The organism is Rhizobium sp. J15 (genome assembly GCF_002531825.1).
Taxonomy (GTDB): domain Bacteria; phylum Pseudomonadota; class Alphaproteobacteria; order Rhizobiales; family Rhizobiaceae; genus Rhizobium.
Window position 1 is genome coordinate 1 of record NZ_NWSX01000042.1, and the last position, 16,288, is coordinate 16,288.

12 protein-coding genes and 4 pseudogenes are annotated in these 16,288 nt (G+C 56.8%); 11 read left to right on the forward strand and 5 right to left on the reverse strand.

The features are described from left to right. From CO670_RS25825 to prs, 7 genes are all read left to right on the forward strand, one after another. On the forward strand, window positions 1-470 hold a 470-nt coding region (locus tag CO670_RS25825; RefSeq protein ID WP_245426001.1), incomplete at its 5' end, for a phasin. A 286-nt stretch (window positions 471-756) separates the two neighbouring features. Next, window positions 757-1,311 carry an adenine phosphoribosyltransferase gene (locus CO670_RS25830; RefSeq protein WP_004672710.1) on the forward strand — a complete coding sequence of 185 codons (555 nt, stop codon included), beginning with the start codon at window positions 757-759 and terminating at the stop codon, window positions 1,309-1,311. Window positions 1,312-1,342: 31 nt separating this feature from the next. After that, window positions 1,343-2,611 (forward strand): radical SAM protein, encoded by a 1,269-nt coding sequence (locus CO670_RS25835; RefSeq protein WP_097592873.1) that lies wholly within the window; start codon window positions 1,343-1,345, stop codon window positions 2,609-2,611. Window positions 2,612-2,691: 80 nt separating this feature from the next. Next, window positions 2,692-3,186 carry a hypothetical protein gene (locus tag CO670_RS25840; protein WP_004672713.1) on the forward strand — a complete coding sequence of 165 codons (495 nt, stop codon included), beginning with the start codon at window positions 2,692-2,694 and terminating at the stop codon, window positions 3,184-3,186. 5 nt (window positions 3,187-3,191) lie between these two features. Then, on the forward strand, window positions 3,192-3,521 hold the full coding sequence (locus CO670_RS25845; protein ID WP_016737353.1) for a hypothetical protein: 330 nt from the start codon (window positions 3,192-3,194) through the stop codon (window positions 3,519-3,521). Window positions 3,522-3,550: 29 nt separating this feature from the next. Beyond that, on the forward strand, window positions 3,551-4,666 hold the full coding sequence (locus CO670_RS25850; RefSeq protein WP_064842832.1) for a nucleotidyltransferase family protein: 1,116 nt from the start codon (window positions 3,551-3,553) through the stop codon (window positions 4,664-4,666). Between the two features lie 2 nt (window positions 4,667-4,668). Beyond that, on the forward strand, window positions 4,669-5,610 hold the full coding sequence (gene prs / locus CO670_RS25855) for a ribose-phosphate diphosphokinase (protein WP_081278605.1): 942 nt from the start codon (window positions 4,669-4,671) through the stop codon (window positions 5,608-5,610). A 6-nt stretch (window positions 5,611-5,616) separates the two neighbouring features. On the opposite strand, the gene CO670_RS33680 is transcribed toward prs, so the two are convergent. Together CO670_RS33680 and CO670_RS25865 are read right to left on the reverse strand one after the other, a co-directional pair. Further along, the gene (locus tag CO670_RS33680; RefSeq protein ID WP_335723781.1) at window positions 5,617-6,708 is read right to left on the reverse strand and encodes a medium chain dehydrogenase/reductase family protein; all 1,092 of its coding nucleotides are present in this window, start codon (window positions 6,706-6,708) and stop codon (window positions 5,617-5,619) included. Between the two features lie 353 nt (window positions 6,709-7,061). After that, window positions 7,062-7,680: pseudogene (locus CO670_RS25865) on the reverse strand (acyl-homoserine-lactone synthase). 428 nt (window positions 7,681-8,108) lie between these two features. On the opposite strand from CO670_RS25865, the gene repA reads away from it, so the two are divergent. From repA to repC, 3 genes are all read left to right on the forward strand, one after another. Continuing rightward, window positions 8,109-9,323, forward strand: coding sequence for a plasmid partitioning protein RepA (repA, locus tag CO670_RS25870; RefSeq protein WP_008534005.1), 1,215 nt, complete (start codon window positions 8,109-8,111; stop codon window positions 9,321-9,323). Then, entirely contained in the window at window positions 9,320-10,345 is a 1,026-nt protein-coding gene (gene repB / locus CO670_RS25875) for a plasmid partitioning protein RepB (protein WP_004672729.1), read from the forward strand. Before repA ends, repB begins: the two co-directional genes overlap by 4 nt. Before the next feature lie 155 nt (window positions 10,346-10,500). Next, complete coding sequence (repC, locus tag CO670_RS25880) at window positions 10,501-11,709, forward strand: plasmid replication protein RepC (protein ID WP_064842837.1); 1,209 nt, start codon at window positions 10,501-10,503, stop codon at window positions 11,707-11,709. A gap of 469 nt (window positions 11,710-12,178) precedes the next feature. Here the strand turns inward: repC and CO670_RS25890 are convergent. Beyond that, window positions 12,179-12,382: pseudogene (locus CO670_RS25890) on the reverse strand (DDE-type integrase/transposase/recombinase); the annotation flags it as partial. Between the two features lie 503 nt (window positions 12,383-12,885). Then, a pseudogene (locus CO670_RS33475) lies at window positions 12,886-13,014 on the reverse strand (transposase); the annotation flags it as partial. Between the two features lie 319 nt (window positions 13,015-13,333). Here CO670_RS33475 and CO670_RS25900 point away from each other — a divergent pair. Next, a pseudogene (locus CO670_RS25900) lies at window positions 13,334-14,103 on the forward strand (integrase core domain-containing protein); the annotation flags it as partial. A gap of 856 nt (window positions 14,104-14,959) precedes the next feature. Here CO670_RS25900 and CO670_RS25905 read toward each other — a convergent pair. After that, entirely contained in the window at window positions 14,960-15,877 is a 918-nt protein-coding gene (locus CO670_RS25905; RefSeq protein ID WP_065092722.1) for a recombinase family protein, read from the reverse strand. Window positions 15,878-16,288 lie beyond the last annotated feature (411 nt).

The window sequence follows — 16,288 nt, forward strand, 5'->3', positions numbered from 1 at the left end:
AGAAGGAAAATGCAATGACCAAGATTTCCGAAAGATCATTTGAAACGATCGAAAACCCGGGGTCATCGCCGCTCAAGGTGCCAGATCAGTTCGGCGCATCCGTTGAAAAGGGGAACAAGCAGGTGACAGAGGCTCTTTTGAAATTTGCGTCCGGCGCTGAAGCGACACAGAAAATGCTGCCTCCGATCCTCGAAACGACAAGTCTATTCGGCAACGAATTGTGGTGGAAGACGATCGCTGCACTGCAGGCCGACGCCGAGGCCAGCTTCTCACATTTGCAAGCTTTGCTGGGCGCGAATTCGCCGTCGCAGATCCTCGAACAGCAGTCGACCTTTTTCCGCAAGCGGGTTGAGACAAGTTTGCAGCACGCCAAGGAAGTCCGGGTGCTCTCAAGCAGGGCGGTGGAGGAAATCTCAAAGCCGGTCAAGGATGCTTTTGACAAGGTCCTGACGAACCCCAAAGCGACGTAAAGTTGACTCGGCACTAAGATCAGGGCTGGACGAATCATGATCGGAGCCGCTTTCGAGGAGACAACATTATGCGGCCGACTGATGTTTCATCTGTTCGCGGCGCTGGCGAATTCCGGCGTGATCTGGTCAGAGAGCGGACCCGTGCCGGCCCGGAGGAACGTGGTAGGCGCGGCGGCGGCCGCCGCTGATAAGCTTGCCAGGGCCTCATCTGGTGGCTGGCCACAAAGTGCGCGAGGCCATCGCACCTTACGAGGCTCTTAGATGGTTACATGTGGGGGATAGTAAAATGATTGTAGCTGTTCCAAATAGCGGGGCGTCACGGATTAACCAATCCGGTGTAGAAGCATTACGAGAATTTCCTAACTTTCCGATAGGCGGGATCTTGTTCAAGGATATAGCGCCTATGCTGGCTGGTAGAGGTGCATTGGGCGAAGTCGTTTCTACCGTCGCAAGCCAAGTGTCGGGAACAGAAATCGATGCCATTTTGGCGGTTGATGCGCGTGGTTTCATCTTGGGCGCCTCATTGGCTGATAGGCTCGGTTGCGGTTTCATCATGGTAAGGAAACCCGGTAAACTGCCGGGGGACGTCCTCTCATTTGAATACAGCTGTGAATACTGCTCCGGAACCCTGGAGGTAACTGCCGGCCTCATCGGTGACGGCCTGCGATGCCTGATTGCTGATGACCTTCTAGCGACGGGTGGCACTGCTCGGGCGACTGGGAATTTTGTCAAGTCCCAAGGCGGAGAGATCGCCGGATACGCATTCATACTCGAAATCGAAGTTTTGAAAGGCAGGCGTCAATTGGACGACGCACCAGTGATCAGTGCGATGACGTGCTAGCGCAGCAGCATAGACGTGAGGAGGCAAGCGCATGAATACCCCTGATTGGCTTTCGACACCGCAGGACGTGCATGTAACCAGTCAGACGCTACAGGCCCTCGTCACAAGTGAACTTTCGAAACGAGTCGTCTCGGAAAACGAAATTAAAACGATCTATCTGTTTCTAACACGCAAGTGCAATTTGGGATGCCACCACTGTTACATCGCAGGCGTCGGGTCCAAGGCCAAGGGCATTGATTTCAACCTGGAGACGATCCAAGGACTGATCGAGCAAGCACTACCCAATGGGCTGCGCAAGGTTAAGGTTTCCGGGGGTGAACCGATGGTTCACAAGGAATTCATGGCAGTCATGGAATATCTCGCATCCTGTGGGCTGAAGGAGCTGGTTTTCGAGACGAATGGAACCCTCTTTGACGAGTTCACGATCGAGCAGCTAAGTAGGCTCCCCAATTTGACGGTCTTCATCAGCCTCGACCATTTCGACCCAGAGGCGCACGACGCTTTCAGAGCAAAATCGGGTGCGTTCGCCAAGACTGCGATTGTCCTGCAGCGGCTTGGAAAAACTGACATCTCTACAGTGGTAACGACGACTGCCTATCGCAACAACTATGACAAGGTGATTTCGATTATAGATTTGGTGCTCGGCTGGGGCATCAAGAAGCATCGGACGCTGCTCAACATACATCCGATGGGCAACGCGCGCAGCCATGAGGACAATGCGATAAGCTTGGAGGAATGCGAGCTACTGATAGGCGATCTTTTGAAATCTCCCCATTTTGAGAGTGGCGCTGCATACATGACTCTGCCGCCGGCTCTGATGCCTCTCAAGTATCTGAACGGCGTGCATACTTGCGGTTGGGGCGACAACGTACTGGGCATACTGTCGAACGGACAAGTTTCGATGTGCAGTGCCTCCTACGATGATCCGGAAATGATCGCCGGCAATGCCTTCGAAATGCCCTTGATGGAAATCTGGCGCAACAGCCCGTTCTTCCATGAGCTACGCGAGGTGGTGAGTGGCGAGGTTAAGGGCGTCTGCGGCAACTGCGTGTTTTATCCAGTCTGTCGCGGCGTCTGCAAGATGAGTAGCTGGTCGCACTATGGTGAAAAGGACGCGCCCTATCCGCTGTGCCAGGAACTTTACAATAACGGAGGTTTTCCGGAGTACGCCCTGGTGGACCCGACGAAAGATTCCACCTACCGCCGCGGAGTTATAGCGAAAGAGCGTCGGCCCGCCGCCGAAGCTCCTGTCTCTAACTTCTCTGAGGAAATCGCGGCTGCTGCGCAACACACTCACTAACGCAGGAGGCGCGACGTAATAATTGCTGTGTCGACGACGTAATTTAACCAGGTCAACAAAAATAACGTGGAGGATTGGGGATGAGCAGAGCTTTCCGAGGTGCGGCGGGTGTGGCGCACACACTTGCGAACAACGCGATACGATCCGGCAACAAAGCAGCCGCCCAGCAAGCCCAGGTGATTTCTCGTCTCGCGGAAGGACTCGCCCGGCTGCAGGCGGGTTTGGATGACCAAGCTCAGCAATTGACGGCTGGCCTTGTAAAATTAGAGCAATCGCTAAAGGTGTCACGCAGATCGCAACGGTCGAAATCCGGCTCACTCGCTGCTAACGGCGAACTACAAGACTACTACGTTGATATAACCGCCTCGAAGAAATTTGGCAAAGCCAATTGGCCGCGCGCCGCCGATTCAGGTCTTGTAGGACGCCGCATTGGGCGAGGACCGGTTAGGATGACTGGTTCCGACACACAATCGGCAAAGGCGGTTACCGCCGCATTCGCCAAACTTCTCTCGGCTCAGGCACAATTGCTGCAGATACGCAGTGAAGTGGAAGACCTCAAGAAGGTTCAGAGGTAGCGGCAATGGCTAGTTCCCGACTGTTTGGCTACGCCGTTGACGAAGAGGATGGCAAGCTGGTAATCGTGATTGACGGATTGCTTGCCGAAAGTTGCATCCGGCAAATTCGGGACAGCGCCCAGACGGGCCGCGGTGGTGAACTCTTGTCGCGATTGCTGCCGGTAAGTTCGGTTTACAAGCTTATGTCTGGACAAGAGGAACGCGCTGAAGAAACGCTCAGCCTTGAACAGTTGCTTGGACAAAACGTCGACCAGAGTTTCGCTTCCTTCGAACAACAGTTCGCCGACCTGAGGCAGACACTAGCCGAATTCAGCAGCTCGGAAAGTTCGAAATAAATCACGCAGCCGTATCAGGAGTCTCCGCGATGCTTCGGTTGTCACCAGAAGACTCTATTTTGCTGATCACCTGCCGGGCCTACCTACGACCCGAGGATGAAGAGCGTTTGGTCCGTCTCTGCAAGGAGCCTGTCAACTGGCCCTATGTGGTATGGCGCGCCGAGCATAATCGGACGGTGCCGCTGCTTGAGAAGCACTTGCGCCGCCTCGATTTGTTGACACTATTGCCCACTGAGGCGGCGCATTACGTTCAGTGCTGGACTGTCATGTCAAAGGTCAGGTCCGCACTCGAATTTCGCAATCTGCCAGAAATCATGGATGCGCTGGATCGGGCCGGCATCGCCTGGTTCCTGGTGAAGGGACCAGATCTCGCGCTTCTCCATTATCCCGATCCACTCCTACGGCCGATGACCGATCTCGACATCATGGTCAAGCCCGCTGACGCGCAGCGCGTGCAGCGGCTCATGTTCGATCTCGGCTACCGGCACGGTATTTTCGACCCTTCAAATGGCAACTGGCATCCGGAACGAAAGGAACTCGATGACGAAACCTTCCGCGAAAGCTATTCCTTGCCGGTGTTTGTAAGGATAGAATCCGTTGAATCTCCGTTCCCTGGTCCCGCGGTGCCACGCCAGCTGCGCTACCGCCACGTAAAGGGATACATCGATTCCGCGAAGAAGCTGCACATGCCCATCTTCATTGATATGCATGTAAATCTCTCCGTCGGCATCGATGTCGAAGACATATGGTCAGGCGTGCGTCTTGCAAACGGTCTAGGCCGCATATTGCAGGTCCAATCCGCGACTGGCGCCGTCTGGTTCCTTTCGGCCAGGCTTTATCACGAGGCCTTCCTTTATAATTCGCTTCGACTATTGATGTTCGGCGATCTTCATGCGGTTCTACACAAAGAAATGGCGAATATTAGCTGGGCGGAGGTCGCTGCGATAGGTTACAAATACGAGATGAGGCCGGCGTTATATTTCGTCCTGACGCAGATGAAGCGCATCTGTGGGATAGACATACCGTCCGAGTTCCTAGAGCTCATTCGACCTGATCAAACCGAGGTACCACTTCAACATGATTGGGGCGACGTGTTGCCCAAACTGCTGTCTATTCCCACTGTTAACGATCTTGAGCTGGCGTAAATATGGCGCCCGAGTCACCATATCGTACAGATCCTGCGGCGAACGACCTTCGTATCGCAGCAACCGAAACCTCTGCAAAGTTTGCGTCAACAGTCCATCGGGCCCTCACGCGGTCAGGAATAACGATCCTAAACACGCAGGTGTTCAGCAATGGCCAGATGGCTGTCACTCCGCGCGACGGCGGGCTTGGCGGAGATGTGGTGGTCGTGCAAACATTTCCTGACAGCGTTCATGATCGTCTTTTCGAGTTGTTCCTAGCGCTTGGTGCCGTGCGGGCGCGGGGTCCCCGCACGATTACCGCTGTTCTTCCCTACCTCCCATATTCGCGTTCGGATCGCCCTGCCTTCGACGGCGGACCTGTACCGGTGCGAATCCTTGCGGGGATTATCGAAACGCTCGGTATAGATCGGCTGATAACTTTCGAACTCCATGTTCCTCAGCTGTGCGCCGCATTTGCCTGTCCTGTCGTCAATCTTCAGTTCGCTCCCGCCCTAGTTCGCCATCTCGGTTCTGCGGCCGTCGATGGCGACATGGTCGTTTCACCGGACTTCGGCGGAGCGAAGCGAGCTGAGCACTTGGCGGCCCTGCTCGGCTGCCCATTCGCTGTCATGCGCAAGCACCGCAGAGACGATGATGACTTTCGGGAGAGCGTCGAGATTCTGGGGGACGTTGCTGGCCGGACGATCATCCTGATTGACGACGAAATCAACAGTGGTCAGACGGCTTTTTCAGCCGCCGCACATCTCAAAGCGGCAGGCGCTCGCAAGATAACCCTTGCCGCAGCCCATGCCATATTCACGCCGTCGCTGAACGAAAACTGGGGACGGTCTCAGATCGACCGCATCGTTGTGACCGACAGCGTCGGACGTACCGACAATTTCCCCGACAGTGTCGAAGTAGTCTCGATCGGCAACGAAATTGCAGGCGCGCTGCAGGCACGCTGAGAAGCATTACCTGAAATCTAGCATCACGCGATTAACACGTGGATCGAGCGCCTGCTCGAATGCCTCTTGGGCGTTTGACGAGGGCCAAAGATTGACCTGCAGCACGTCGAAGCGTGCGGCGTGTTCAACGATGGTTCGGATGGCATTTCTCACGTCGTCCGCGCTTTGGGCTATGGTGCCGATCAGTTCAATTTCCCGGTAATGCAGAAAGTTAGCGCCTACCGATAACAAATCGGACGTCGGAATCGATTGGTAGAGTACAATCCTGGCACCGCGTGACGCCGCAGCTATGGCCCCCTGAATGCCTCTGACACCGAAGCGCGTGCAAAAGATGCAGTCGAAGCCCCAGCCATCCGTTAATTTCTCGACGAGTTTCGGATCAGACAGAGAATGAACTGACCCCGTTGCATGGGCGCCGGTCGACATCACAGGCCCATGCGTTGCCACGTCGTCATCGAAAAGGTAAACGTCGCATCCTTTGGTTGTCAGAAGTATCGAATGGAGAAGGCCCATCGTGCCTCCGCCGATGACGGCCACAGTGTCTCCAGCCTTTGCACGCGCCCTATTTATGCCGCGTGCCACGCAGGCGACAGGTTCAACTAACGCGGCACGCTCGGGAGCCAAAAAGGAAGGTACGGAAAAAACCTGATAGGCGGGTACGCCCACAAAATTGGCCAATCCCCCCGGCCCCTGCGGCACCCCTCCTCTCGCTTTAGGATTTAAATATGCACAGTGGTTGTCCAGTCCGAGGCGGCAGGCACGACATTGGCCGCATCTGCGCATTAAAAGCACCGCAACGCGGTCTCCTACGCGCAGGCCATCCGGTACATCGTCCGGCAGAGACACGATCGTGCCTGACAACTCGTGCCCGCCCCAATAGGGGTAAGTCGGCTTGGCGCCCCGATAAACGCGTTGCTCCGGTGTGCAGAGTCCACACAACTCTATCCGCACACCGACTTCGGACGATACGGCGAGTGGAACCGACAATGTCCATTCTTCAACCTTGCGGGGGCAAGTAATTACGAGTCCACGAACCTCCATACGAGACCTCTCGCTCCCCGACACACCGACTGTCCTAATATGTACACTTACTTGCATCCAGAATCTAGCCAACAACCACAGGCGGCAGTCAGAAAGCTGATGAAATCACGTGCCTTGCTGGCGGGCTTGCTTATGTCCTGGGTCTTGACAAGCTTCTCGGAGATATCGTCGGCGCAAACGGCAAAGGACGTTTCAAGCGGCAGAAGTGTTCCCTTGCGCAAGGAGCGACGAAACTATTGAAGGTAGAGTGGAGCGCTTGGGCCGCGTCAATGCCACCAGCCTCAAACACGAGCCGCGGTTTACCAGCCCGTTCTTCGATGCATCCTCATCTCTGCGAAGATGCCATGTCGCCTTCCCTCATCTGCCCGCGCGAACCCTCCTGAGAGCCTATCGCCACATCGTCCAAAGCTTCATCCTTCGTGGCGCACCGGTTCGAACCGAACAGACCAACAATCCGAGTCGCACCGAGAAGGATGACGGCAACTAGATCGGTAATTGGGCGGCCGCAACATCAGAAAGGTCTCAGCGTTTGCTGGACGCGTGCCTGCGATGGCGGTGGTGGCAACGATCTTCTCTGGCTGCCCCAAGCGCGGGAGAGGCCATTCGACGCTAGCAAGAGTTCGCTCGAACCTGATATCCGTTACCGCAACGACTTCGCTGAGACCACCTCCCAGGCACCATTCTACGATGCCGGCGAACAAGGTCAGCGTTGCCTCGTGAACGGAACCATCTCCCCTCCCCTCCCCTCTTCGAGGTGTCGACGCAAAAGCGAGAACTCTAGACCATCAGGGGATTGGCGTTCAGGCGGCCCTTCGGGAGCAGAGACGGAAATACGTCTACCAGCATGGTCGGTCCCATCGCAGACAAATCGCGTGCACATCCTGCAAGTGGTCCAGCCGCGGTGACATCCAGGATGGCAGTCGGGGCGAGAGCGTCAACCCCATCTGCCTCGCACTCGTCGACTACTTCTACATCCCAAATGCGAGTGGAAAAGATCCTCGCACGTAGCCTATGATCGTCCTGAAACAGCTACGCTTCGTAGTAAATTTTTGGTGTCGAGATCGCGAATACCTGCATGAATTTCTCCGCCGCCGTTAGGCGCCGGGAACTCTGCACGAATTGGAATCGGGCGTCCGTTGTCGAATGCTTACGGTTTTGTGCGAGGCGGCAAGGGGATCACCGACTTTGCCGAGGTCTTCTGCTTTTCGTCTAAATCGCTGGGGCACATTTGTAGGATTCACAATAAAACACACCATGACCAATCGGTGCCGCGGTCTTGCTAAGCTGCAGGATATAAACGGAAAAATCCATTTACTCTACGTTCCGGGTTTATCCACGTTAGCCTTTCGTTAACCTAAAACCCCTTGCTCAAAATGCAGAATCGGCTCTAATAGCTAGTGGCGGAACTTTAGCGGTTTCGCGAAAAGTTCCGCCACTTGCAGGAAATGGATTTTGAGATGGCGAAAACCGCAGCAAAAACAGCGCCGGTCGTCGAAGGGTTGACCGCATTGATGGAGCGTCATGCTGACGCTCTCTCCAGCCAACTTCAAGCACATCATCTCAAGGTCTTCCCGCCGACGTCCGAAAAGGGCATTCGATCCTTTGCACCGTCAGAAGCCTCAAAATTGCTTGGCATCGGTGAGTCTTATCTTAGACAAACTGCTTCGGAAATGCCTGAACTGCACGTTAGTATGAGCCCTGGCGGTCGACGCACGTTCACGATCGAAGATATTCATTCAATCCGTAAGCACCTGGACCTGATTGGCCGCGGGAACCGGCGCTACCTGCCCCATCGTCGCACGGGGGAGCAGCTTCAAGTCGTCTCGGTGATGAATTTCAAAGGCGGCTCGGGCAAGACGACGACAGCCGCGCATCTGGCACAGTACCTGGCAATGCGTGGCTACCGGATTCTCGCGATTGATCTTGATCCCCAAGCAAGCCTTTCCGCACTCTTCGGCAGTCAGCCAGAAACTGACGTTGGTCCGAACGAAACACTCTATGGCGCCATCCGGTATGATGACGAGCAGGTCCCAATCGAGCAGGTTGTCCGAGGAACGTACATCCCGGATCTTCATCTAATTCCTGGCAATCTTGAACTGATGGAGTTCGAGCACGATACCCCGCGCGCGCTTATGAACCGGAAGGAAGGTGACACGCTTTTTTACGGTCGGATCAGTCAGGTCATCGAAGACATCGCGGACAACTACGATGTCGTCGTTATCGATTGCCCTCCCCAACTTGGCTATCTCACGCTTTCAGCTCTGACCGCCGCAACCTCGATCCTCGTCACCGTCCATCCCCAGATGTTGGATGTAATGTCGATGAACCAGTTTCTGGCGATGACCTCGAATCTCCTTCGGGAAATCGAGAACGCAGGCGCCCAGTTCAAGTTCAATTGGATGCGCTACCTCGTCACTCGTTTTGAACCGAGCGATGGCCCGCAGAACCAGATGGTGGGCTATCTGCGTTCGATCTTCGGCGAAAATGTTCTCAATTTTCCGATGCTCAAGACGACCGCCGTTTCGGACGCTGGCCTGACGAATCAAACCCTCTTTGAGGTTGAGCGCGGACAGTTCACGCGCTCGACCTATGATCGGGCCTTAGAGGCGATGAACGCCGTCAACGACGAGATCGAAACTCTAATCAAAAAAGCATGGGGTAGAACCACATGAGTCGGAAGCACCTCCTTGACGTCACCACGGACGCGCCCGACAGCTCATCAGCTGCTGAACACAGAGCGGCAAAGACTCGCTCCATGCCGCTTCTCGGCGTGACCAGAAAAGAACGAGATCCAGCGACGAAGCTGACTGCAAACATCGGTAACGCGTTGCGCGAGCAAAATGATCGTCTTGGTCGTGCCGAGGAGATCGAGCGGCGTCTCGCCGAAGGTCAGGCCGTGGTTGAACTGAACGCGTCGTCAATCGAGCCGTCCTTCGTTCAGGATCGCATGCAAGGTGATATCGAAGGACTTCTTGCATCCATCCGCGAGCAAGGACAGCAGGTCCCAATCCTTGTGAGACCTCATCCCGTTAAACCCGCGCACTACCAAGTTGCCTTTGGACACCGCCGGCTGCGCGCCGTTTCGGAGCTAGGACTGCCGGTCAAGGCGGTTGTTCGAGACTTGACGGACGAGCAGTTGGTTGTCGCACAGGGTCAGGAAAACAATGAGCGCGAAGACCTCACCTTCATCGAAAAGGCACGTTTCGCACACAAGCTAAACAAGCAGTTTCCACGAGAAATCGTCATCGCGGCTATGTCAATCGATAAAAGCAACTTGTCGAAGATGCTCCTGCTTGTTGACGCCCTCCCCTCTGAATTGATCGATGCCATCGGCGCCGCTCCAGGCGTTGGACGCCCAAGTTGGCAGCAATTGGCAGAGCTGGTTGAGAAAGCATCGCCTCCGGCAGGCGCTGCGAAATATGCTGCCTCGGAGGAGGTGCAGGCGCTGCCGTCGTCGGAACGGTTCAAGGCAGTGATCGACCATCTGAAACCGCGTCGGACTGCGCGCGGGTTGCCAGACGTCCTGTCGACCCCCGATGGCGACAGGCTTGCGCAGGTCACGCAGAGCAAGAGCAAGCTCGAAATTACCATTGACAGGAAAGCCACGCCGGATTTCGCGGCTTTCGTACTCGAGCATTTGCCGGCGCTTTACCAGGAGCATCGCGCAAAGCATCAACGGAAACAGGGAGTGTAACCCGCAAAAGAAAAGAGCTCCCTCAACGTCGCCGTCGTGGAAGCCCTTCTGTCTCTGTAGCAAGAACAGAATCGCATTTCCTCGAATCCTCGTCAAGAGTCTTTGGCGCCGTTTTGGTGAGCGGATTTCCTTTGCCTGCTGAAAGGTGAGAGACAATGCAGTCGGGGAATGTAGCGACGCCGTTCGGGCGGCGGCCAATGACGCTTGCGCTCGTGCGGCGCCAGGCGGCAATGGAAATCAAGCCTGGAAAAGCTGCCGATAAGTGGAAAGTGTTGAGAGACGCTTCCGCCGCGATGGAACTGCTCGGGATCCAGTCGAACAGTCTGGCTGTTCTTGACGCACTTTTGAGCTTTTATCCTGACAATGAGTTGCGTCAGGATGCACAATTGATTGTCTTCCCCTCGAATGCCCAACTGGCGCTTCGGGCGCATGCAATGGCGGGCGCAACGTTGCGGCGGCATATTGCCATTCTGGTGGAGTCGGGGTTGATCGTCCGTAAGGATAGCGCCAATGGCAAGCGGTTCGCCCGCAAGGGCGACGATGGCCAGATCGAGAATGCTTTTGGCTTCGACCTGTCGCCCCTCCTGGCGCGATCGGAAGAGTTGGCGATGTTGGCGCAAAGAGTGGCGGCCGAGAGAGCCTCGCTCAGGAAAGCCAAAGAGAGCCTTACAATTTGCCGGCGGGATGTTCGCAAACTTATTACTGCTGCAATGGTCGAGGGCGCCGACGGCGATTGGAAGACGACCGAGGACATCTACATTGCGCTCGCGAGCAGAATTCCGCGCGTTCCGACCCTTGAAGGGGTCATTAGCGTTCTCAATGAAATGGAGATGCTCCGTGAGGAAGTGCTTAATCGTTTGGAAAACCTCGAGAATGCTGAAAAAATTAGCACCAATGCTGCTCATATCGAGCAGCACATACAGAATTCAAAACCCGAATCCGATAATGAATCTGAACCACGCTCCGAAAAGGAGCAGGGGGCAAAGGCGAGCTTGAGCCATCAGCCGAAGAATGAATCGCAAAGGGCGTTCCCGTTGAGATTGGTGCTCAAGGCGTGCCCGATGATCAGCGACTATGCACCGCGCGGCGTGGGGAGCTGGCGAGATCTGATGTCTGCCGCTGTGGTGGTTCGATCTATGCTGGGGGTAAGCCCTTCCGCCTACCAGGATGCCTGCGAGGCGCTAGGACCGGAGAATGCTGCGGTGGCAATTGCGTGCATCTTGGAAAGGGCTAACTTCATCAACTCTCCTGGAGGCTATCTGCGGGATCTAACGCGCCGAAGTGAGCGCGGTGAATTCTCGCTTGGCCCGATGATAATGGCGTTGTTGAAGGCCAACGGGCAAGGTGGTTTGAGGGCTGGGTAAGTGCGGCTGATCGTTATTCCGGCCGTTGAGGATTTCGGTTGTGGTCAGCTGACCACCAAGCTAACCCCTTGGAAAACACCAACTTTCAAAGGCGGCTTGTCGCAGGCATTGTGCCGGTTACCGTCTGGCTCCCGAGCCAAATGACGCCTCTTAGGGGAACAGTAGACCGTGATCTCAATACGAACGCGCCCAAGGTCGCGCACGAACTAGACCAGGAGCGAAGTCTTCGCACAAAATGGCAGCCGCCTTTCATCAATTCATTGGCACCGGCGCGGCCAGCAAATCGCAAGGCGGCCGGCTGTGCCGGCTAATCGCGAATGGGCGATGGCGCCGCATGGATAGGACGCAATAGGAACAACTACCTGCTGCCACCCGCAGCGCCGGAATCTACGGGGCTGCTTCGCGGCGGCACTTCCACAACACTGGGAGAATTCATCAACCGCTATCTTGGGCGAGGTGACGCAATGAGCCACTCGACCCTATGGTCTTTTGACCAGGCAAGAATGGCATTCGAGGTGAGTTTGGTGCCGTTGTCGGAGAGATCATTGCGAGTTTGCCGCGCCATTCGATCAGCGTCGTCAGCTCTCGAGCGAGGCGACGACCGGAGATCGAGGTGTCCGGGGATCGCCGCGAGGCATTCTCGCGTCGCGTCATGGACGATGTTGAGCACGCGAACCCCCTTCCGTAAGCGAACTTGCAGGCACGCGCGCACCGATCCTGGCCAACGCGAAGGCTCTGCCCGCTGGTCGCTGGATTTTGTTCGTGACCAAAAGCAAATGATCCAGTGGAACATTTCTCCACCGAACGACTGAGGCATATACCTATCTCGCAAGGCCCAGCCATCGGCACAGTATTTGAGTCCGTTGAAGAAGGTGATGGTCCAGGCGGCTTGGAGGAGGCATAGCCGTTCCAGTCGCTGAGTTTGGCGATAATCCAAGCGGCCCAAGCGAGCGAAGCTTTGGGATGGGGATTGGATTGCAGCTTGGTCTTGCCCTTGAAGCGGCTTTCGAGGGCGGCGAGCGTGTTGATCTCCTGGGGACTGACTGCCAGGCTTGCCGGGTGAGGATCGCCGCCACTGCGGTCCTGCACGAGTTGGAGGACGATTGCCGCGGCCTTGGCGGCGATGGCGACGAGCTTTTCCAGCCGCGCCGCTAACTGCAATTGGCTGTCCTCGATCTTGAAGCCCTGCGTCTTCATCACCCGGAAGAACTGCTCGATCATCCAGCGCTGCTTGTACCAAGCGACGATCTGCCAGGCGTCAGTCGCAGTGGAGAGCGCATGGGTGGTCAAGAGCAGCCAATGCAAGGGCTCGACACCGTCGGGTGCGTCCGGTTCGACGACCTCGACCCAACTGAGCCTAACCCCGTCGGGCAGCCCTTCTTCGCGCAGGTTTTGCGGCCGCCTGATCGTCGCCTGGCCGAAGCTCTAGGCACAACGTTGCCTGCCGCGTCGGACGGTCGGCGCGCTCGCGCAGCTCGATCGTTTGGGTGTCGCAGAACCGAACTGTCTCTACGACATCACGCAGTTTAGAGCCGCCGATGAGTGCATGGTCATGCATGACGCGCGACAAAAGATCGAAGCGTTGGTCGGGCAGGCGCGCCCACATCATAAAGAAGTCGCCCTATTGCGCGACCTCGCCAATGAGCGATGGCGTTTCGGCGACCGGCGGCTTCGGCGGGAGGGAGCGCCGTTGGGGTCGACCGCATCTACGGGCTCTATCGCGAAGAAGGACTTTCCGTTCGCAAGCAGAAAAGCCGGGGCGGCACGCTGTTGGCACGCGTGGCCCGATCCTGGTCGAAGCGAAGGCCAATGCCCGATGCTCGCTGAATCTCGTTCACGACCAGTTCGCTTGCGGAAGGCGGTTTCGCGTGCTCAACTTCGTCGAAGACGTGACCCGCGAATGCCTGGCGGCGATCCCGGACACCTCGATCTTGCGTCGTCGCGTCGCTCGCGAACTGTCGGTCCTCATCGAACGGCGCGGCAAACCGGGGATGATCGTCTCCGACAACGGCACGGAATTCACCTCGAATGCCATCCTTGCCAGGTCGAAGGATCATAGGGTCGAGTCGCACGGCATCACGCCGGGAAGCCGATGCAAAACGCTAATGTCGAGAGCTTCAACGGCCGGATGCGGGACGAGATGGTCAACCAAAGCCTGTTCCTCGGCTGCGATTATGCCCGAAGCGCCATTGCTGGGCCGACGATTACAACCACTTCCGGCCGCACTCATCGCTCGGACCAGACCTGGGCAAGTGATGCAGATACCATTGCCGCAACCGGCTCCAACGCTGCGCGAGATGAAAGCTTCGCGTTTCCGCCACTTGGCGTACTCGGAGCGCGCAGGCTCTAGTCGCCGCTGGAGAGGATCGAGTGCTAGGTCAGCGGGTCCACTGATCGAGGTTTTTCGCCAGACTCTGCTGTCGTGGGCCAGCAAGTTTTTTGGGGTGGACGCACTGCCAACAGCTGCTTTTCCGGTGGTCAGCTGACCACAGCTCCAACACTCTGAAAAGAAACGACATTTTCGGGCGCTACTATGGACGTCGCATGACCCGCTCCTCGCGCGACCTCTCACAAGATCGGTTGTGTAGAGATAGGTACCGTCCCCGATTGAGCGGCTTCGTGTTCGAACGAACAATGGCGGTGTTTGTCACGACTGAAAGGAGACATTGCTTTGTAATCTTAACGGCGGTCTCCGCAGGATGCTTCAGGACGAAGACCTCCTAGGCTTCGAGGACAGTCGAAATTGCTGGTCGTAAAACGAATGTTTGCAGATTTTCGGCCGTAATCATTCTTGTAGGAAATATAGCTGGCGGCGCGGACAAATGGCTCAATGAAATTGTCGAGCATCCTTGAAAGAACGCCGAAACGCGGACGGATTGTAAAAGAAACAAATACTGTCTGACTGAGTCGCGGCTCGCGCCCGAATTCTTCGTGCAGCCGAGACGGCTTTTTGGTAGCGAGGGGAGGGGCTGTCCTCTGCTTTTACCCGCGCCACCGAGGGTCATGGCCCGCGCGCCTCTGCGGATCATAATCACCGCGGCTGAAGCCTTCAGCACGTTCCGGGGGAGGGGGCGAGCAGGCGGAGGAAGCCGGCTCCGCGGGCGAGTGTAGGCGCTGAGCTGAAACCGCGGAGCGATAGCGACTAGCGGTCCTGGCGCTACAGATCCCCAAAGGCCGGACCTGACGATTATGCAGTCGAATAGCGACAAGAAAAGACTCTCTGCCATCGGGCGTCGGATGAACCATGCCCTCAATGGCGAATGAGGCCAAATCTGTGGGCTTCGTCCAGCAGGACCCGCACCGAGGACGGTTGCCACTTCCTGCCGCTGCGCACGGGCCGTTCTCCCATCTGGTCCAGTTGCGCGGCAATGTCGCGCAGCGACAGGTTGGGATCGGCAATGGCAATTGCCGCCACCAGCTTCATCAGATAGTCTTCGGGAGCGCGACGAGGGGATCGAGCAAGGAGTTCCTTCTCCGCGAGCTTTTCGCGTACCATGCGATGAACAGCGCGACGAAGGCGTTCGACGGTCCAGTCGTGGCCACGGCGATTGAGAACCCGCACGACATTGTCCCAACTGTGCTGCGGCCGGAGTTGACGCACCATCGGCAGCCACGTCTGCGCCGATGCAATGAGTTCATCGAGATAGAGCTTCTCCCGTGCCTGCGAGATTGCCTTGATCGCCTCCGGCCGTCGTTCTCGCAGACCCGGATTTCCAGGAAGCTTGCCGCGTGCCTTCGCCGCCTTAATGCCGGCTTTGGTACGCTCGGCGATTAGCGCCCGCTCGAGCTGCGCGACGGCGCCGAGGACCTGAAGGGAAAACATGCCCTGCGGGGTCGACGTATCGATTGGATCGCGGATCGACCGGAAATGCACGCCGCGCGCCTCGAGGTCCTCGATCACCGACAAGAGATGACTGACGGATCGGGCCAGTCGATCGAGGCGCACGACAATGAGGACGTCGCCGGCGCTAAGCTCAGCGAGTAATCGCGTCAGCACCGGTCGAGCCCGCGATGCTCCGGAACCATGCTCCTGATGGATCCGATCGCAGCCGGCTGCACGCAGCTCGTCCAACTGGGCATCGTGGACCTGTTCATCCGTCGACACCCGGGCATAACCGATCAGCCGCTTGGGAGATTGTTGGTTGTTAAATGTTTGTGGCTTTGCCATCGCGCTTGTAACGGCCCTGTCTCGAAGTACTTTGTACAGATAAGGCATGCGTTAGAAATCGAACAGTTGCAAGCGTGTTTTAGGCATCAAATAGCGGCCCGCCAGACTCAAATCGCCGCCCGAGATAAGCAACGGAGCGTCCGCACTGACAAACCCGCGCCAGCGGGCTCCTGTGGCGGAAAGGCCGGAAAAACAACCGTTTTGGAGATGCCGCGAGAGCAGGGGCCCTCGGGAGGTCGCCGGCACATTATGCCGGAAGAAGGGTCGGGATTATGCGGGGCAACTGCGGCGGCCGAATTCTGTCTCGGGGAGTCCGGTCATCCCAGACGAAATCGGCCGAAAAGCCTGGAAAACCGCGCATTTCCTGCGATCCATGGTGACCGACACCCTAATTTGCGGCGTTATAGCAAT

Excerpts from the sequence above, each read along its gene's own strand:
- CO670_RS25830 (WP_004672710.1), top strand. The coding sequence starts at position 757 with ATGATTGTAGCTGTTCCAAATAGCGGGGCGTCACGGATTAACCAATCC.
- CO670_RS25835 (WP_097592873.1), top strand. The coding sequence starts at position 1,343 with ATGAATACCCCTGATTGGCTTTCGACACCGCAGGACGTGCATGTAACC.
- CO670_RS25840 (WP_004672713.1), top strand. The coding sequence starts at position 2,692 with ATGAGCAGAGCTTTCCGAGGTGCGGCGGGTGTGGCGCACACACTTGCG.
- CO670_RS25845 (WP_016737353.1), top strand. The coding sequence starts at position 3,192 with ATGGCTAGTTCCCGACTGTTTGGCTACGCCGTTGACGAAGAGGATGGC.
- CO670_RS25850 (WP_064842832.1), top strand. The coding sequence starts at position 3,551 with ATGCTTCGGTTGTCACCAGAAGACTCTATTTTGCTGATCACCTGCCGG.
- prs (WP_081278605.1), top strand. The coding sequence starts at position 4,669 with ATGGCGCCCGAGTCACCATATCGTACAGATCCTGCGGCGAACGACCTT.
- CO670_RS33680 (WP_335723781.1), bottom strand. The coding sequence starts at position 6,708 with ATGCAAGTAAGTGTACATATTAGGACAGTCGGTGTGTCGGGGAGCGAG.
- repA (WP_008534005.1), top strand. The coding sequence starts at position 8,109 with ATGGCGAAAACCGCAGCAAAAACAGCGCCGGTCGTCGAAGGGTTGACC.
- repB (WP_004672729.1), top strand. The coding sequence starts at position 9,320 with ATGAGTCGGAAGCACCTCCTTGACGTCACCACGGACGCGCCCGACAGC.
- repC (WP_064842837.1), top strand. The coding sequence starts at position 10,501 with ATGCAGTCGGGGAATGTAGCGACGCCGTTCGGGCGGCGGCCAATGACG.
- CO670_RS25905 (WP_065092722.1), bottom strand. The coding sequence starts at position 15,877 with ATGGCAAAGCCACAAACATTTAACAACCAACAATCTCCCAAGCGGCTG.